The organism is Enterococcus sp. DIV0724b, from assembly GCF_050531475.1.
GTDB lineage: Bacteria > Bacillota > Bacilli > Lactobacillales > Enterococcaceae > Enterococcus_L > Enterococcus_L haemoperoxidus.
In genome coordinates, this window is sequence record NZ_CP172890.1 from 203,630 (window position 1) to 220,623 (window position 16,994).

At 34.7% G+C, this 16,994-nt stretch carries 17 protein-coding genes; 12 read left to right on the plus strand and 5 right to left on the minus strand.

The features are described 5' to 3' along the window. Positions 1–70 precede the first annotated feature (70 nt). On the minus strand, positions 71–880 hold the full coding sequence (locus IGJ02_RS00955; RefSeq protein ID WP_430602888.1) for a MerR family transcriptional regulator: 810 nt from the start codon (positions 878–880) through the stop codon (positions 71–73). A gap of 107 nt (positions 881–987) precedes the next feature. On the opposite strand from IGJ02_RS00955, the gene IGJ02_RS00960 reads away from it, so the two are divergent. Further along, positions 988–1,506, plus strand: coding sequence for a ClbS/DfsB family four-helix bundle protein (locus tag IGJ02_RS00960; RefSeq protein ID WP_430602890.1), 519 nt, complete (start codon positions 988–990; stop codon positions 1,504–1,506). A gap of 96 nt (positions 1,507–1,602) precedes the next feature. Here the strand turns inward: IGJ02_RS00960 and IGJ02_RS00965 are convergent, their stop codons facing one another. From IGJ02_RS00965 to IGJ02_RS00975, 3 genes are all read right to left on the minus strand, one after another. Then, on the minus strand, positions 1,603–2,427 hold the full coding sequence (locus tag IGJ02_RS00965) for a VanW family protein (RefSeq protein ID WP_430602891.1): 825 nt from the start codon (positions 2,425–2,427) through the stop codon (positions 1,603–1,605). Positions 2,428–2,594: 167 nt separating this feature from the next. Next, entirely contained in the window at positions 2,595–3,245 is a 651-nt protein-coding gene (gene pgmB, locus IGJ02_RS00970) for a beta-phosphoglucomutase (RefSeq protein WP_430602893.1), read from the minus strand. 21 nt (positions 3,246–3,266) lie between these two features. Then, positions 3,267–6,020, minus strand: coding sequence for a glycoside hydrolase family 65 protein (locus IGJ02_RS00975; protein WP_430602894.1), 2,754 nt, complete (start codon positions 6,018–6,020; stop codon positions 3,267–3,269). Between the two features lie 163 nt (positions 6,021–6,183). Between IGJ02_RS00975 and treR the strand changes: the two genes are divergently transcribed. From treR to IGJ02_RS00990, 3 genes are read left to right on the plus strand one after another with little or no spacing between them, the layout of a single operon-like run. After that, complete coding sequence (gene treR / locus IGJ02_RS00980) at positions 6,184–6,897, plus strand: trehalose operon repressor (protein WP_010761924.1); 714 nt, start codon at positions 6,184–6,186, stop codon at positions 6,895–6,897. 36 nt (positions 6,898–6,933) lie between these two features. Then, positions 6,934–7,719, plus strand: coding sequence for a sulfite exporter TauE/SafE family protein (locus IGJ02_RS00985; RefSeq protein ID WP_010761923.1), 786 nt, complete (start codon positions 6,934–6,936; stop codon positions 7,717–7,719). A gap of 52 nt (positions 7,720–7,771) precedes the next feature. Continuing rightward, positions 7,772–8,203: a GNAT family N-acetyltransferase gene (locus IGJ02_RS00990; RefSeq protein WP_430602895.1), complete on the plus strand. Its 432-nt coding sequence runs from the start codon at positions 7,772–7,774 to the stop codon at positions 8,201–8,203. Between the two features lie 136 nt (positions 8,204–8,339). Here IGJ02_RS00990 and mscL read toward each other — a convergent pair whose 3' ends face one another. Beyond that, positions 8,340–8,789: a large conductance mechanosensitive channel protein MscL gene (gene mscL / locus IGJ02_RS00995; RefSeq protein ID WP_010761921.1), complete on the minus strand. Its 450-nt coding sequence runs from the start codon at positions 8,787–8,789 to the stop codon at positions 8,340–8,342. 201 nt (positions 8,790–8,990) lie between these two features. Here mscL and yfmF point away from each other — a divergent pair, with 201 nt between their 5' ends. From yfmF to IGJ02_RS01035, 8 genes are all read left to right on the plus strand, one after another. Beyond that, positions 8,991–10,259: an EF-P 5-aminopentanol modification-associated protein YfmF gene (gene yfmF, locus IGJ02_RS01000; protein ID WP_430602896.1), complete on the plus strand. Its 1,269-nt coding sequence runs from the start codon at positions 8,991–8,993 to the stop codon at positions 10,257–10,259. Continuing rightward, a complete protein-coding gene (gene yfmH, locus IGJ02_RS01005) occupies positions 10,252–11,544 on the plus strand; it encodes an EF-P 5-aminopentanol modification-associated protein YfmH (protein WP_430602897.1) in 1,293 nt (430 codons plus the stop codon). Before yfmF ends, yfmH begins: the two co-directional genes overlap by 8 nt. Before the next feature lie 421 nt (positions 11,545–11,965). Beyond that, on the plus strand, positions 11,966–12,895 hold the full coding sequence (locus IGJ02_RS01010) for a helix-turn-helix domain-containing protein (protein WP_430602899.1): 930 nt from the start codon (positions 11,966–11,968) through the stop codon (positions 12,893–12,895). 202 nt (positions 12,896–13,097) lie between these two features. Further along, the gene (gene pgsA / locus IGJ02_RS01015) at positions 13,098–13,676 is read left to right on the plus strand and encodes a CDP-diacylglycerol--glycerol-3-phosphate 3-phosphatidyltransferase (protein ID WP_430602901.1); all 579 of its coding nucleotides are present in this window, start codon (positions 13,098–13,100) and stop codon (positions 13,674–13,676) included. 331 nt (positions 13,677–14,007) lie between these two features. Next, a complete protein-coding gene (locus IGJ02_RS01020) occupies positions 14,008–14,175 on the plus strand; it encodes a hypothetical protein (RefSeq protein ID WP_430602903.1) in 168 nt (55 codons plus the stop codon). A 40-nt stretch (positions 14,176–14,215) separates the two neighbouring features. Continuing rightward, positions 14,216–15,064: an aldo/keto reductase gene (locus IGJ02_RS01025; protein WP_430602904.1), complete on the plus strand. Its 849-nt coding sequence runs from the start codon at positions 14,216–14,218 to the stop codon at positions 15,062–15,064. Between the two features lie 165 nt (positions 15,065–15,229). Then, a complete protein-coding gene (locus IGJ02_RS01030; protein ID WP_430602905.1) occupies positions 15,230–16,417 on the plus strand; it encodes a MoaF-related domain-containing protein in 1,188 nt (395 codons plus the stop codon). 55 nt (positions 16,418–16,472) lie between these two features. Next, positions 16,473–16,976 (plus strand): type 1 glutamine amidotransferase domain-containing protein, encoded by a 504-nt coding sequence (locus tag IGJ02_RS01035; RefSeq protein WP_430602906.1) that lies wholly within the window; start codon positions 16,473–16,475, stop codon positions 16,974–16,976. Positions 16,977–16,994 lie beyond the last annotated feature (18 nt).

Consider the following 16,994-nt stretch of genomic DNA (forward strand, 5'->3'; position numbering starts at 1 on the left):
ATATTAACTATCACTATATATTGATTATAAACTGAAAATAGTAAAATATAAACAAAAAGAAAGATAAATATTAGTGCTGGTTGAATGTTTTTTCGATGGGATAACAAACCTCTGTAATATAACATTCTTCCCGTTCCTCATTCGCTGGGCTAGAGTGATAAATGTTAAAGGTATTTCCAGAAAGTGTGTACTCATTCACGTTCAACCAGTTGTTCATATCGGTATGAATAGTCGGCATAGAAGCGTAAGAGCCGTTTGTTACAACAGAAGCAATCAATCCTGGAGAGAAGGTTTTAGTCTCTGGATAGATGTGTTTAAGCGATTCTGGAAGACTAACCATAACTTCGATGTCGATATTCTTCGAAGTAGTCTTATGAAAAACGGCGATCGATTGACCTAGTGTAGACATATCCTCACTTCGTATAGTCGCAAAAAGTTGTTGCCAAAGTTGCTCTTCTTCATAGTAAGAGGTTACGTTTTGCCGATAAGTAAGAACGAGCAGATCGTTCATTTTTTTTGTTTCGATGGGATAATTCATTCCTGTTTTCTCTGGAGACTTCTTTTTTTCTTCCAGCCAGTCTAGATAAGCAAGTTGTAGCTTTTTTTCCGCTAATTCCCGTTCAAGTAGTGTTCGATGATGGATTAGGTAGTCTGTTTGGTCGTTTTCATTCTCTAAAAGTGTTTTGATTTCTTTTAGCGGGATGCCAACATTTTTAAGCGAAAGGATTCGATTCGCTTGATTGATTTGCTCTGCTGTATAGTAGCGATAATTATTTTCTTGATGGATGATCTCAGGTTTTAATAAATTTAGTTTATCGTAATGTCTGAGCATACGTGGACTGATGTTTGTTAATTGAGAAAATTCGCTGATTTTAAACATTCTTTTGCTCCTTAAAATAGGTAGTCATTTTTTATTAGTATACTTGACTTTGACATTATGACAAGGTTTAAAATAGAAGCAGATCGTAACACGAAAGGGGTCTATTTATGCGTACATACGAAAATAAACAGGAATTGATTGATGAAATCAAAAAAAGGTACGAGAAGTATGATGAAGAGTTTGAGCAAGTGCCGGAAGCGCTAAAGAATGAACGGATCGATGAGGTAGATAAAACGCCTTCTGAAAATTTGTCTTATCAACTTGGCTGGGTGAACTTGATTCTTCAGTGGGAGCAAGATGAACAAGCAGGAAAAGTAGTCCAAACGCCTGCGCAAGGGTATAAATGGAATAATTTAGGTGGCTTATATCAGTCGTTTTATGAAAAATATGGGAAATACAGTATCGCAGAACAAAGAAAAATGCTGAGAGAGTCTGTCAATCAGGTGTGTATCTGGCTAGAAACACTGTCTGATCAAGAGTTATTTGAAGCAGGGCAGAGAAACTATGCCACGACTAAAGCGATGTGGCCTTTATACAAATGGGTACACATCAATACGGTAGCACCATTTACCAATTTCCGAACTAAAATTCGTAAATGGAAGAAACTTACTACATTGACTAACTGAAGAAACAAAGAGTAAAAATGTTATTTCCGATTTTTACTCTTTGTTTCTTTAGTTTTTCTAGAATGAACGTATAAATAGTATAATGGCTTAGTACATTTAATGAGTAGTTCTTATTTCTAAATTCATTGTATCGTATAAAACGCGTGCATGATTTTCTTTGATCATTTTCTTTTCTAATAGATTACCTGTTCTTTTATCGATACATTTTCTGAAAATTTGCCCATTACGGAAAACGTGTCCATTCTCTCTTGAAAAATATTCATTTTCAGCACGAATATGATAACTATAAATTTGTTCGTTGTCTGAGCGAAGTTCACCATTAAGGTGAGTTTCACTAACAGAAATAATTAGCTGATAAGTATTGTTTGTATTATTTTTAAAACGATAGTCCAGATAATTATAAACGATTGATGTTCCTGTCCCAAAAGGAATTTTACGTCCATAATCTGGGAAAAGATCTAAGCCGTCATGGTGGTGATGCTCAGTGATTTCTAATGGTGAATGAAGAATGATCCAATGAATCAAATTAGTAAACTGGCAAAGACCGCCACCAAGACCTGGACGAACAGTATCGTTAAAAATCGTTACACCGTTTTTATATCCCTTACTTGTAGAGCATTTACCAACCAAATGCCAGAAAGAGAATGTTTCATTAGGCTTGATCAAGATGTTTGATACTTTAGGTGCGGCAATCCTCAAATTAGATGCTTTATTTTCCTGTAAGGTCAGATCCGTATTCCCTAATTTTCTACGTATCAAAGAGGTATGTTTGTAAACGGATACAGGTAGAAGTGCATCATTTTTAGTTTGCGCAAGTTGTTCTTGCTGAACAAAATCTCGTATTTTTCTCTGGAGAATATTCTTTTTTATAGATATTTCATAAGTCAGTGGTGATAATTCGCTAAACAATTTCCTTTTCATTAGTCATAACCCCATTTCTTTCTGTAATGATATTGTAACACAAAAGACTTTATATTGAAATGTTTAAAAGTATCTTAAGAATTACATTTAACTAATTTATTTTAAGATGAAAAGACCCAAAACATTAGATGTTTAGGTCTAACGTTTTGGATCTGTTCATTTATTTTCTAAATCGTTATTAATTGCTCAACATCTAATTCACTCATTGAAGCAACCTGTAAATCTGCTCCTACTAAAACTTCAGTTGCAGAAATACCGACAGCGTACATTCCTGCAGCTTTGATGCCTTCGATTCCTGCTTGTGCATCCTCAAAACCTACGGCATCTTGTGGCGCAACTTTGATACTTTCCGCTGCTTTTACGAAAATTTCTGGATCAGGTTTCCCCTTTTTCAGAGTTTCCGGATCAACGATATGCCCGAAGAAATCAAGCACACCCAACTTTTCTAAAATCATTGGGGCATTTTTCGAAGCTGAAGCGATTGAACAAGGAATATTATGTTCTTTTGCTTGGACTAAAAAGTCATGAACACCAGGTAATAAGTCAGTTTCAGAAAGATCATCCAGAAGTTTAACGTATTCATCATTTTTCTTTTGGGCCAATACTTCTTTTTCTGCTGTCGTAAAATCATTTTCCTTGCGTCCATAAGCTAAAATTCTATCCAAAGAATCCATGCGGCTGATGCCCTTTAATGTTTCGTTAAATGTTTCGTCGATCGTTATTCCTAAATTTGCTGCTAAATCTTTCCAAGCAATATAATGGAATTTGGCTGTATCAGTAATCACGCCATCTAAATCAAAAACAAAGCCTTTTTTCATGTGTATTCTCCTGTCTCATGTTTAATAGTTGATTGTTGTGACTTTATGGGCAATCAATTGGTAAGGTTGCTTTTGGATGATTACCGTTGTATCTTGTGACGGACAAACTTGAACAGCATTTTTTGAAACGATCAAATTATAGTGAATTCCTTTGTGATCAATATTGAAGGTCATATCGGTCCAATTTTTCGGTAAATTTGGTTGAATCGTTAGGTGGTTCTTTTTAATATCAATTCCAGCATAAGTGGTCAAAGTAACATAAATCGTTGCAGCCATCACACCTGTATGGATTCCTTCAGCAGTCGTACCACCTTGAATATCTTGATAATCAGAGTATAAAGCTTCTTGGTACAACTTCCAAGATAAATCATGAAAGGCTACTTCTTCCGCCAATTGCGCATGGACGATTCTTGATAACGTTGAACCATGTGATGTTCTATTTAAATAGTATAAAAGATTTTTTTCAAGATAATCGGCAGGTAAATCATAGCCAAGTTCAGCTAAGATTTCATCGATTTTTTCTTTATTTAAATTGTAGAATAACATCAAAGTATCTGCTTGTTTTGAGACTTTATAATCATCCGGTGATTGACCTTCTGCTTTTAAAATACGATCCATTCGATAAATATTGCCGTATTGTTCCTTTGCTTTTTCCCAATCAATTTCCTTTAAATCGAAATAACCTTCATATTGGGCGATGATCCCGTCCTCATTGACTTCGATCGATAAACGTTTGCGAATGTCTTCCATTCTTTTGAGATTTTCTTGTGTAATACCCGTTTTATTAAATAATTCTGTTTGTTCTTGCGTATTTAGTAGTGAAAGGATATTTTCTAACTCCTCAAATAACCAGACTACCATTAAGTTTGTGTAGGCATTGTTTTTTAGGCCACTTTCTGTACTTTCAGGATAAGCTTCGTGAAATTCATCTGGTCCCATGACTTTATCGATATAATAGCGATTAGTCGTTTCGTCTAAAGTTGCAGCACTGCGCCAAAAATTAGCAATTTCTACTAACATTTCAGCACCATATTCTTTGATGAACAGATCGTCTCCAGAATTGTTCCAGTACATCCAGACGTTATATGCAATTGCTAATGAGACATGACGCTGAAGGACACTATGATCTTCACCCCATTGGCCATTCAATGGATTCAGATGAAGTTTTTGTGTATCTTCGCTACCATCAAGCCCCGATTGCCAAGGATACATGGCACCAGCGTAGTTGCTTTCGCGAGCATTTTCCTTCGCTTTACCTAAGCGGTTATAACGATACATCAACAGCTGTTTAGCAGTTTCTGGGAAGTGAAGAATATAAAATGGTAGAATAAAAATTTCATCCCAGAAAATGTGACCACGATAGGCTTCGCCATGTAAACCGCGGGCAGTTACAGAAACATCTAAATCATTATTATTAAATGGAGAAGCCGAAACTAATAAATGATACGTATGGATCCTTAATAATTTTTGGGACATCAAATCACCTGTAACCTGGATATCTGATTTTTCCCATAATGACGCCCAAGCATGTTTACTTTCACCCAATTCTGAGTCAAAAGAAGTTGCTGGAAGTAAGGCAGTTTCCCAATTTTCTTTTGCTATAGATGCTTTAACTTGAACATGTTTTTCGAAAGTATACATCTTATTTTGCTCAGCATAAAATGTAATTTCTTGTTCAATGATTTCTTTTCCAATAGAATTTTTAATAGAATCAGCCTCAAAAAAATCACCCGTGATCCTGGCTACTTGTTGGACGTTTATTTTCGATTGATTGGTTTGAACTTCGATCATTGTGTTGTTTTTTTCTGCGAGCAATTGGGTGACATGAAAGTGTTTAGCCGTTAGATTACGGTAACGTTCAACATTGAAATTGTAGATAGATCCGTCCGTTATTGTTTTGACTGTAATATTTTTAGAAAAATTTAATGGGTTGATCGAATATTGGATGCTGTAATTATTTTTTTTAGCCATATTGACTATTTTTTTAGCTGTAATTTTTACTTGATGCTGCTGGCTATCTTCAATAATCATATGAGAAGAAAACAAACCTGTTTTTAAGTCTAGATTTCTATGCAAATAACGCAACGTGGCTTTTTCAAGAGTTAGCCATTCGTTTGATCCTTCTACTTTGATACTGATATATTGGTTATTTGGTGTATTAACAAAGTCTTCATTTTCAACGATTTGACCAGCAACTTCTGATTTTTCTTCATTATAAAGTCCCGCAATGTAAGTCGCAGGATAGGATTCTTTTGAGAGGGTCATTTCAGGGACTGTACCACGTAAGCCCATAAAACCATTACCAATCGTCAATAAGGATTCAACTGAATACTCTTCTTTGCCTGGAGTATAGCCAAAATAATCCAAATTCCAAGTTAAATACTCTTTTTTTTCTTTAAATGTAGCAGCTAGATCTGTAGCAGCTTCTAGCTCAGAAACGCTAAGAATCGGTAAATTCAATAACTCTGAAAAATGCTTGATTAGACTTTCTACGCCTACGTTTAAAGGTGTTACTTTTATATTTTCGCTATAGAAGTCAGGCACTACGGTATTAAAAACAGCGCCTGTAGCCATTGGAAATTGTTCTTTGATCTGTGCAGCTAAAGTTACCGCTGTTTTAGGGAATTCAAAATCAGAAAAGGGAAACATATGCTCTGAGATGAGCGTGTTCTCCATTTTTTCTTGGATGTGTAAACTATTATGGGTGAGTGTTAGTAAAAGAAAGTTCATTATAAAGGGCTCCTGACTAAAATTTATTTTAACTTGTATAGACATGTTGTTGTTTTCGTTTTCATTATAGTATGAAACTCTTGTAAATACAAGTCGGATAATCTAAATGAATTGTTTCGATTCGAAAGCTTACTTGTTGAGAATGCTATTTTTTTAAGGAAGAATGTGCTATCATTTTCCTTGAGTATCCTAAGGTGGAGGGATGGACATGAATAAGTTTCATGATATATTTTTAGAGCTTGAAAAAGGGATTTTAGATGGTGATTATCAACCTGGAACCTTGTTACCTAGTGAAAATCAATTAGTTGAACAGTATTCCGTTTCACGAGAAACGATTCGTAAAGCATTGAATTTGCTGATCAATGCAGGGTATATCCAAAAGCAACAAGGTAAAGGATCAATCGTCTTAAATGTAAGAAAATTTGATTTGCCGATTTCTGGTGTCATCAGTTATAAAGAGTTGCAAGGTGCGCAACAAATACATAGCATCACTAGAGTCGTAGAACTAAAAGAAGAGAATGTCAGTGAATCTTTGGCTCGTTTGACCGGATGGAAGAAAGAGGCTGTGGTTTGGCGTTTAGTCCGACAACGGGAGATTGACGGAGAAGTGGTAATCGTTGATATCGATTATTTACTAAAAGACATTATTAATGAGTTGCCTGAGGAGCGGGCAGCAGATTCTATCTATGATTATTTTGAAAACGATTTAGGGTTAGTGATCAGCTACGCGCAAAAAGAGATCACAGTAGAAGCTGTAACAGAAGAAGATCGTACATTAATGGATATACAAGATGATACTCATGTGGTCGTTGTTCGTAGTGTAGTTAGTTTAGAAGATACACGTTGTTTTGAATACACAGAATCTAGGCACAGATTAGATAAATTCAAATTTGTTGATTTTGCTAGACGAAGAAAAGCCTAAAGAGAGTGTGATTACTTTTAGGAAAGGAAAAATATTGTGCATATAGGAATTATTTATTTTATTGTCATTATTTTAGCAAATACAGTTGGTGCGATTTCAGGAATGGGCGGCGGTGTGATCATAAAACCCGTACTAGATACGTTACACTTTCATCCATTAGCAGCAATTTCATTTTATTCTAGCGTAGCCGTTTTTACTATGTCGATCGTCTCTACACTAAGACAAATGAAGAATGGGTTGAAATTACAACTTCCGATTGCTTTCTTTGTTTCTTTAGGTTCTGTAATTGGTGGAATTTTAGGGAATACGGTATTTGAATCATTATTACGTTTTTTTTCTGATGAGAAATATGTTCAATTGATCCAAATTATTCTGACGATCGTAACGTTATTATTTGCTTATTTCTATACAAAAATTGGCAATGATCGTTCTTTCGATTTGTCACATCCCATTTGGTATGTGAGTATTGGTTTGTTTTTAGGGTTTATTTCTACTTTATTGGGCATTGGTGGCGGACCGATCAATGTAGCATTATTGATGTTGTGTTTTGGAATTCCGATCAAAGAAGCAACCGTTTATTCGATCATTACGATTTTCTTTTCGCAGGCGGCAAAATTATTTACGATTGCACAATCAACAGGGTTTGGGCGGTTTGATCTGACAATCTTGTTTTATGTGATTCCAGCTGCTGTTATAGGCGGATTCGTGGGTGCGTTGATTAGTGGGAAGATTTCTTCTGAACGAGTGACTCAAATTTATCAAGTTGTGATCCTTTTGGTATTACTGTTAAATCTATGGAATGGTGTACAGCTGTTCGTTTAATTATTAAAACTCTTATTTTTATACTATTTAATATGCTGAGGAGGTCAATGCAATGGAGTATCATGCAAAAGAATTTACAACACTGACGACTAAAGAATTTCTAGAAATTGTAAAGCTGAGAATCTCTGTCTTTGTGGTTGAACAAAACTGTCCTTACCAAGAGGTGGATGAAGCTGATGAGTTTGCTTGGCATACTTGGTTGCAAGAGGGACCAGATATTGTTGGTTACACTAGAATAATCGATAAAGGAGATACGGTGACTTTTGGCAGAGTAATAATAAATCTTGATTATCGTGGGAAAAAATTAGGAAACAAACTCTTAGAAGAAACATTGAAAGTAATTGAGGATAAATACCCAAACCGACCAATTATCATTGGTGCGCAAGCACATTTGACAGATTTCTATGGAGCTTTTGGGTTCGAAGCAATTTCTGATGTGTATTTAGAAGATGATATTCCTCATATCAATATGAGAAGAAACTAAATAAAAAATTGGCACGCATAGAAAAATGTGTGTCATTTTTTTCTTCTTTGTATAAACGAAAACGTTCCCAGCAAACGCAGATACATTTGTTGGGAACGTTCATTAAAAAAATTGAGCTAGATTTAATCACGGATAGTTACTTTTTGATATCCTCGGCGTTATCTTTCAAAATACCAGTTGTTTTCGTAGCATTTTGAGCTGCCAATAAGTCACGGATTTGTTCTAATAAATCATCCGTTGTAGGTCCAGAAACTTCTTCTTCCTCATTTTGCGGTTTTTTCTTCATTTTGTTAACAGCTTTTACGATTAGGAACAACACAAAGGCGGTAATTAAAAATGTAATAAGTGCACTGATTACATCGCCAATGTTGAATGCCACGCCTTTAACATGAAAAACGAGCGCGCCTAAGGCATCATCTGCGCTTTTTTCTCCAGTAGTCAATACGAATACTAAACTAACGAGTGGCGTAATCAACCCATTAACGATTTGTGTCACAATGGCAGTAAAAGCAGAACCAATAACGACCCCAACAGCTAAATCAAGGACATTTCCACGCATAATAAATTCTTTAAATTCTTTGATCATAAGTTTAACCTCCCTTTCTCAAATCAAGTATACAGAAAAATTTAAAAAAATTGAAATGAAAGACTCTCACATCAAGGAAAGATAGTTGAGCTGTGCTATAATTAAATGGATGTAGAAATTATTAAAAAAACATTTAAAAACGGCCAGATGATTGTATTTCAGACTGGGCTTTATTATGATGAAAAAAGAGGAGCTGACAAGATGCCGATCGCATTAGCACAAGGGGTCAACTTACATGTTGTTCCAACAGAAAAATATAAAACAGTGCGTATTTTGGTTCGTTTTAATACGCGTTTGAATAAAGAAATAATCACGAAGCGGACACTTTTATCTAGTCTACTAGAAACAAATAGCCTGAACTATCCAGACCAAGTAAAATTAAGTGAGAAACTAGCCGAATTATATGGGGCTAGTTTTGGAATCAACGTAAACAAGAAAGGAAATTTACATTTGTTAAACCTTTCTATGAACTTAGTCAATGATAAATATTTAGAAAATAGCCATGTCTTAGCGGATGCTGCTGATTTTGTGAAAGAGATTTTATTTTATCCCAATATTATCGATGGGCAGTTTGAAGCAGAGACTTTCCAACGCGAAAAAGAAAATTTAAAAGCCTATTATGAAAGTATTTCAGAAGATAAACAAGTCTATTCTTCATTGGCTTTACAAAATCTGTATTTCAGTCAATCTGAAGACCAAAAAATTCCAAGTTTCGGTACTATCGCGGATCTAGAAAAAGAAACAGCTGAAAGTATCGCGGCCTATCATCAACAAATGATTCAAGAGGACCAAGTCGATATTTTTGTCCTTGGGGATGTGGATGAAGCTGAAGTCAAAGCATTGTTTAGTAAATTACCATTTGAAGATCGCGCGTCTAGAATTGCAGATATTTTTTATGCGCAACCATCTAGAAATGTGATTGAAGAACGTTCTGAACAAGAAACGTTAGCTCAATCTAAATTGAATTTAGGCTATCATACGGATGTTTATTATGGAGACGAAAATTATTTTGCGCTACAAATTTTCAATGGTGTATTTGGTGGATTTCCACATTCTAAATTATTTATGAATGTCCGTGAAAAAGAAAATTTAGCGTATTACGCATCTAGCAGTATTGATACCTTCCGTGGTTTTCTAAGCGTTCAGACGGGAATCGATGGTAAAAATCGCAACCAAGTTCTGCGCTTGATTTCAGTAGAATTAGACAATATCCGCCAAGGAAATGTGACAGACTTAGAAATAGAACAAACAAAAGCCATGTTGAAAAATCAATATTTACTTTCTTTAGATAATGCAGGTGCTGTCTTAGAAAATGAATATTTGAATGATTTGATTCCTCACCTTCGTTTAAAAGATGATGAGTGGATTCGTCGAATGGAAGCTGTCACGATCGCTGATGTTCAACGTGTTGCCAAATTAGTGCAACTACAAGCCATTTTCTTTTTGGAAGGAGAAACAGTCGATGAATAAAAAAGAATATCCTCAAATCAATGAAGTTCTTTACACAGAAGTCCTAGATAATGGATTAACTGTTTATTTGCTACCTAAAAAAGAGTACAACAAAACCTATGGCTTGTTTACGACCAACTATGGTTCGATCGATAATGAATTTGTGCCGATCGGCGAAACTGATTTTGTAAAGGTACCGGATGGGATTGCTCACTTTTTAGAACATAAGATGTTTGAAAAAGAAGACGGCGATGTGTTCCAACAATTTGGTCGTCAAGGCGCTTCTGCTAATGCCTTTACAAGTTTTACAAAAACAAGCTATCTGTTTTCAACAACAGATCAAGTAGAGAAAAACTTAGAAACGTTACTAAATTTTGTTCAAGAGCCTTACTTTACCAAAGAAACAGTGGATAAAGAAAAAGGGATCATCGGACAAGAAATCCAAATGTATTTGGATGATTCTAACTGGCGCTTATTTTTCGGGACATTGGGTAATCTTTATCCAAAACATCCTCTGCATATCGATATTGCAGGAACCGTGGAAAGTATTGGCGAAATCACAGCAGAAGACTTATATACTTGTTACAACACCTTTTATCACCCAAGTAATATGACATTATTTGTTGTTGGGAAAATGGACCCAGAAGAATTGATGACGTTTATCCGAAAGAATCAATCTACTAAAACATTTGCGAAAGCCGAACCAATCAAACGTCATTTTCCTCAAGAAACAGCAGCAGATATTATCAAGGAAAGTTCTCTTTCTATGGCTATTAGCCGTTCAAAAGTTATTGTTGGCTTAAAAGGGTTAGACGAACTTCCTACAGATGGCAAAGAACTGCTTAAATACAAAACTACAGCGAATTTGCTGTTCCAATTACTATTTGGCAATACGTCACAAAACTATTTGAATTTGTACAATGAAGGGCTGTTAGACGATAGCTTTGGCTATGAATTTAATTTGGATCGTAGCTTTCATTTTGCCGATTTTGGTGGAGATAGTGATCATCCTGAGCAATTGGCTGAACGAATCGAGGAGATTCTTTTAACGGCAGATAAAAGTTCTGAAGTAACAGATGAGAATTTATCTTTATTGAAGAAGAAAATGATCGGCAAGTATTTTCAGTCATTAAATTCATTAGAATATATTGCAAACCAATTTTCACAATCACTATATGGTGAAACTACGCTATTTGATACACCAGAAGTTATTGAAAGTATTCAACTATCTGATGTTAAAGAATTAGCACAAGTGTTTATAAACAAAGATGGCTTAAGTCGTTTTTATATGTATCCAAAAAAATAAACACTATTTGTTAGATGCTGATGATTTTCCTCACTATGAGAAAAATCATCAGATCCTAGGATAGAAAAGTAAGGATGAGAAGTAACGATTATATCAAACAAAAAAAGTCCGATATTTAGTCAAAACTTTCAAAAATGTTATCCTCAGTAGTATTTTTTTATGTTATCCTTAGAACAGTTGGATAATTAGAAGTTTCTAGCTATTTGATTAGGTAATTCAAGTAGAATAAGAGAACTTTACCTAACTGTTTTACATAAAATAAACACAAACTTTAAACCATACAAAAGAGCAGTTGGATAAGAGTCTATTCAGAGATTTTTTATCTTATTTACCCAAAAGCTGCATGACTAAAAATCGCCTGATTTATAGTAGGCAAAACTGATAAATTAGAGAGACTGGAGAAGATGGACGAGTGGCCAGCGTGAATATAGGAAAAAAATTAAGAGATGCACGACTGCAGCAAAATATGTCAATAGATGAACTGCAGCAAATTACCAAAACACAAAAACGCTATTTGATAGCAATCGAAGAAAATGATTTTGACTCTATGCCCGGAACTTTTTATGTGCGTGCATTTATTCGCCAGTATGCAAGTGCAGTCGGATTAGATGGCAATGAATTAGTAGAAATTTATGATGGAATAGATGAACCAGAAGATATCGAAACAGCGGTCCAATACGAAACATTAGATGAGTCAAGGACGCAAATGTATGATGAACATAGCTCAGCTAAACGTTTTATGCGTAGTTTACCTGCAGTTATATTTTCACTGATTGGATTAGCAATCGCAATTGTTGTTTTTTATATTACATGGCAGGATCGTCAAACAACACCTATCATTCAGCCGCCAGCTTCTGAGATCATAAGAGAATCTGATTCAAGCGCAAGTTCAAGTTCTGAATCAAGTCAAGCGCCTGCATCAAGTAGTACAGAATCTTCGACGAGTTCTTCGTCAGAACCAAAAGCACCAACAGAAGTAAAATTCGATAGTGAATCTGGTACAATTGTCAATATGAGTGCAGTCAATGTAGCAAATCCAGCGAAACTTGAGTTTAGTGCTGTGACAGGACCTTGTTGGGTCGGTGTTTACATTGCGACTGCGGCAAACAATGACAATGGTTATTTCTATCAAGAAACAATTCAGCCAGGTCAGCCTAAAACAGTTGAAGTACCAGCAGGCACAACTCAAATGGTCATAAGTTTAGGTGCATCTGAGTATATGGAGTTCAAATTAGATGGACAAAAAGCAGAATTCAATCCGAATAATACTGGAATTGGACCAAGAAATATCAATATGAATGTAGCTTATGCACAAACAGAACAACCACAGCAGTCTCAACAACCGCAATAAAAGAAATTGTTCACAGAAAAAATGAGCGAGAAAAATTTGGGATGGAGAACAAACCATTTCCAACATTTTTCTCGCTCATTTATTGAGAGTATTTAATCAAATACACTTAAACAACTCTCTTTAGAATGATAATGTATCTTTTTTCGTGACACCTTCTATAAGATAACGTAAAATAAGGAAGAGAAGAGAGGGGCAATAGGCATTGAATTTACCAAATAAATTAACAGTCATTAGAATATTTATGATTCCAATTTTTATCGCTGTCGTTAGCATACCAATGGATTGGGGAACAATCACAATAGCAGGAACATCTTTAGCAGTTACTCAGTTAGTTGGCGCAATTATTTTTGCGGTGGCAAGTATTACTGATTGGTTAGATGGCAAGATTGCTCGAGCACGAGGTTTAGTTACCAATTTTGGTAAGTTTGCTGACCCATTAGCAGATAAAATGCTCGTGATGACAGCTTTTATTGTTTTAGTTGGGCAACAAAAAGCACCAACTTGGGTAGTGGCAATCATTGTTTGTAGAGAGTTAGCAGTTACTGGGTTGCGTTTGTTATTAGTTGAAGGCGGAGAAGTGATGGCAGCTGCTTGGCCAGGTAAAGTGAAAACAGCAACACAAATGGTTGCGATTATATTATTGTTTATCAATAATATTCCATTTGCTGCAATTGGTTTTCCAGTAGATCAAATTATGCTTTACATCTGTTTGCTATTTACGATCTATTCAGGAGTAGACTATTTTGTGAAAAATGCAGATGTATTTAAAGGATCAATGTAAGAATTATTTGAATACATGGTAAAATAATTAAATCAAAGTCTAGATGAATTCTATCTAGGCTTTTTTATTATGCTAAAGATAATAATTAAAACTATATTTGTGATGTCAATAGATATAAATTTGTTTGCATAAACTCTTCAAAAAATTATGGAAATTAGGCTCTAATTTTTCTGATTGTATAAAAAATATTCTTTCTTTTAAATAAAAAACGATATCAAAACTTTTATACAAAATTATGCCTTTTTTCCCAAAATATGGTAATGCTATTTGTTTAACAAATTTATATTGATAATATATTCTTTATTTATAAATATTTAGGAGGTGTGTCTTGATGCAAGAAAAACTAAATTTATTTATTGTTGAAACAAAAAAGGAATTAGAGAGATTGGAAGAAAAAAGAGGTACCGAGTTAGGAAATTCACTTAATTATATAGAAAATGAAATTCAAATCCAACGCTTAGCTGCTAAAATCGAAGCTTATGAAGAGATGTCCGAGTAACCTCAATGCATTACAAATACTTATGAAAGAGGAGAAAACCATGAAAAAAGTATTGTTAAACGGTAAAATGGTTCACCCTATAGGTATTGGAACATGGCATATGGGAGATCATGTCTCTACAAGAGATAAAGAAATTGGTGCCATAAGAATGGCGATAGATAGTGGGGCTAATGTAATTGATACGGCTGAAATGTATGGCTCAGGAAACGCAGAGTCTTTGGTAGGATCAGCAATAAAAGGGTATGATAGGGACAATTTATTTATAATTTCAAAATTCTATCCTCAAAATGGGCAAGAACCTCATTTGAGCAAGGCATTAACAAATAGTCTATCTAGACTTTCAGTAGACTACTTAGATATGTATTTATTGCACTGGAGAGGAAATATTCCCTTAGAAAAAACCGTATATGATTTGGAAAACTTAGTTGCTAAAGGATTGATACGTTCATGGGGTGTATCAAACTTCGACACTGCTGACCTAAGAATGCTCTATGGTATTCCTAACGGGAGTAGTTGTGCAGCTAATGAGAATTTGTACAATATGGTGAGCAGAGGAATTGAATATGACTTATTACCTTTTCAAACAAAGTTAAATCTTCCCTTAATCGCTTATGCACCAATTGATCAAGGGGATAGCAGAGGAGCAAATATAACTCAAAATAATATTCTACGCTCTATAGCTGAAAAACGAAACGTAACGATTTATCAAATTATGCTTGCATGGGTGATTAGAAATGGCTCTACAATTGCAATTCCACAATCAAGTAATGAAAAGCATGTATATGAAAATATAGTATCGGCTACTATTAAATTGACCGCGGAAGAATTAATGCTTATAGATTCTATATATCCGCCCCCAAGAAGTAAACAAAGTTTGGATATCATATAAAACAAGTTTATTTAATGAAACAGTCAGAAATAATTATATGTTTATAAAATAGCGAATAATATATTAAATGTTTAATGAAATAAAAATTATTACAGCGTTTTGCATGTATCTGTACAGCATTTCCGTTGTAGTTAGTGAGAATCAAGATTGGATGGTGGAACACTTATGAATAAAAAAATCTATAAAACGATAGAGAAGAATACTCACCGTTACCATGTCATGCAACCAGACGAGATAATGGGAACAACTGCAATAATTGTCGAAAAAGATGGAAAGGCATTGCTTATAGATACCCAATTTTCTAAATCAGATGCTCAAAAGATCATAGATGTTTTAAAAGAGAAAAATCTAGCACTGACGACAATCTACATTTCTCATAGCGATCCAGATTATTATTTTGGTACAAGTTTTATTAAGGAGGTATTCCCAGATGCTGATATTCTAGCTACTCGGTATACCATTGCTAGAATGAAAAAAAGTTATGCAAGTAAATTAGATATATGGTCTCCAGTTTTGAAAGAAGATACCCCGACTAAAATCATTATTCCCGAAATTATTTACGGAAAATTACTTTTTGAAGAGTTAGAATTTCAAATAGTTGGACAGGAACCTCTAAAGACAAGTTTGTTCAATGCGAAAGATAAGATGTTACTTGGCGGTATTTGTGTAGCTGAAGGAGAACATCTATTTTTAGCTGACACTCCAACAATTGAAGAGCAAAAGCAGTGGATCAAAGATTTACAGTATTTTAAAAAACTAGAATTAAATCAGGTAGTTCCGGGACATTTTATTGTGGACAATGATTTTAGTACACAAAACTTGGATTTTACGGAGCAATATATTGAAGTTTTCATTGAAAAATCTGAAAAGACGACAACTAGCGAAGAATTGATTAACGCAATGAAAGAAGCATATCCTAATCTTCCATTAGGAAATTTAGAATTGAGTGCAAAAGTAGTGAAAGGTGAACAAAATTGGGATAATGAGGATGTTAGTCCGGCAGAAGTTTTAGATTTAGCAACCGAGGTTCATCCTTTCTCAGGAAGAACAGCAGAAGTTTTATTTGAAACAGGCTATCATTTTAAATTAGTATATAGCGAGGATAATCATGTTACTTGGACATCTTTAAGTCAGGAGACCTATGGCAATTCTGAAACAGAAAAAATTTATGTCCATAAATTGTCTAGAAATCTATATACAGTAAATTGGATTGAAAGTACAGGCGTATCCGTTTCTCATAATATTAATTTAGATGAAGGAACAGTTTGGGCATTTATGTCTTGGAATGATGCTGCTAAATACGGTGGAAGAGACGTATTAGTTCATGGAGGAGTATTCTCATTCACTGATTAGTAATGCTAGTAATGAGAAAGAAAAAAATAAAAAATAAATGCAAAGGAGAATAACTATGAAGCATATTTTAGTAATTGCAACGAATCTTGTTGAAGATGTAGAGTTAGTAGAACCTGTTGAAGCGTTAAAGAAAGCTGGGCATAGAGTTACCTTAGTATCGCCAGATGAAGGATTTTTAGGCAAACATGGGACTAAATTTATGAGAGATGCCACGATAGAGAGTATTTCTATTTCTGAGTTTGATGCGCTGTTTATTCCCGGAGGCTTTTCACCTGACCAATTAAGAACAGATGATAGATTTGTTTCAGTGGTTAGAGAATTTATGTTAATGAGTAAATCTGTATTTGCTATATGCCATGGGCCACAAATCTTTATTCAAGCAGGTGTTGTGAAGGGAAGGATTTTAACAGCTACAGAACCTGTCATTCCAGATTTATATTTTGCTGGTGCAATAACTAAAGATGAAGAAGTAGTTAAAGATAATAATTTAATTACAAGTAGAGAGCCTAAAGATATTCCTGCTTTTAATGAAGCCATTTTATCAGAGTTGGAAGGATAGTACTGCGATAAGAGTGTC

Excerpts from the sequence above, each read along its gene's own strand:
- IGJ02_RS00955 (WP_430602888.1), bottom strand. The coding sequence starts at position 880 with ATGTTTAAAATCAGCGAATTTTCTCAATTAACAAACATCAGTCCACGT.
- IGJ02_RS00960 (WP_430602890.1), top strand. The coding sequence starts at position 988 with ATGCGTACATACGAAAATAAACAGGAATTGATTGATGAAATCAAAAAA.
- IGJ02_RS00965 (WP_430602891.1), bottom strand. The coding sequence starts at position 2,427 with ATGAAAAGGAAATTGTTTAGCGAATTATCACCACTGACTTATGAAATA.
- pgmB (WP_430602893.1), bottom strand. The coding sequence starts at position 3,245 with ATGAAAAAAGGCTTTGTTTTTGATTTAGATGGCGTGATTACTGATACA.
- IGJ02_RS00975 (WP_430602894.1), bottom strand. The coding sequence starts at position 6,020 with ATGTCTATACAAGTTAAAATAAATTTTAGTCAGGAGCCCTTTATAATG.
- treR (WP_010761924.1), top strand. The coding sequence starts at position 6,184 with ATGAATAAGTTTCATGATATATTTTTAGAGCTTGAAAAAGGGATTTTA.
- IGJ02_RS00990 (WP_430602895.1), top strand. The coding sequence starts at position 7,772 with ATGGAGTATCATGCAAAAGAATTTACAACACTGACGACTAAAGAATTT.
- mscL (WP_010761921.1), bottom strand. The coding sequence starts at position 8,789 with ATGATCAAAGAATTTAAAGAATTTATTATGCGTGGAAATGTCCTTGAT.
- yfmF (WP_430602896.1), top strand. The coding sequence starts at position 8,991 with ATGCCGATCGCATTAGCACAAGGGGTCAACTTACATGTTGTTCCAACA.
- yfmH (WP_430602897.1), top strand. The coding sequence starts at position 10,252 with ATGAATAAAAAAGAATATCCTCAAATCAATGAAGTTCTTTACACAGAA.
- IGJ02_RS01020 (WP_430602903.1), top strand. The coding sequence starts at position 14,008 with ATGCAAGAAAAACTAAATTTATTTATTGTTGAAACAAAAAAGGAATTA.
- IGJ02_RS01025 (WP_430602904.1), top strand. The coding sequence starts at position 14,216 with ATGAAAAAAGTATTGTTAAACGGTAAAATGGTTCACCCTATAGGTATT.
- IGJ02_RS01030 (WP_430602905.1), top strand. The coding sequence starts at position 15,230 with ATGAATAAAAAAATCTATAAAACGATAGAGAAGAATACTCACCGTTAC.
- IGJ02_RS01035 (WP_430602906.1), top strand. The coding sequence starts at position 16,473 with ATGAAGCATATTTTAGTAATTGCAACGAATCTTGTTGAAGATGTAGAG.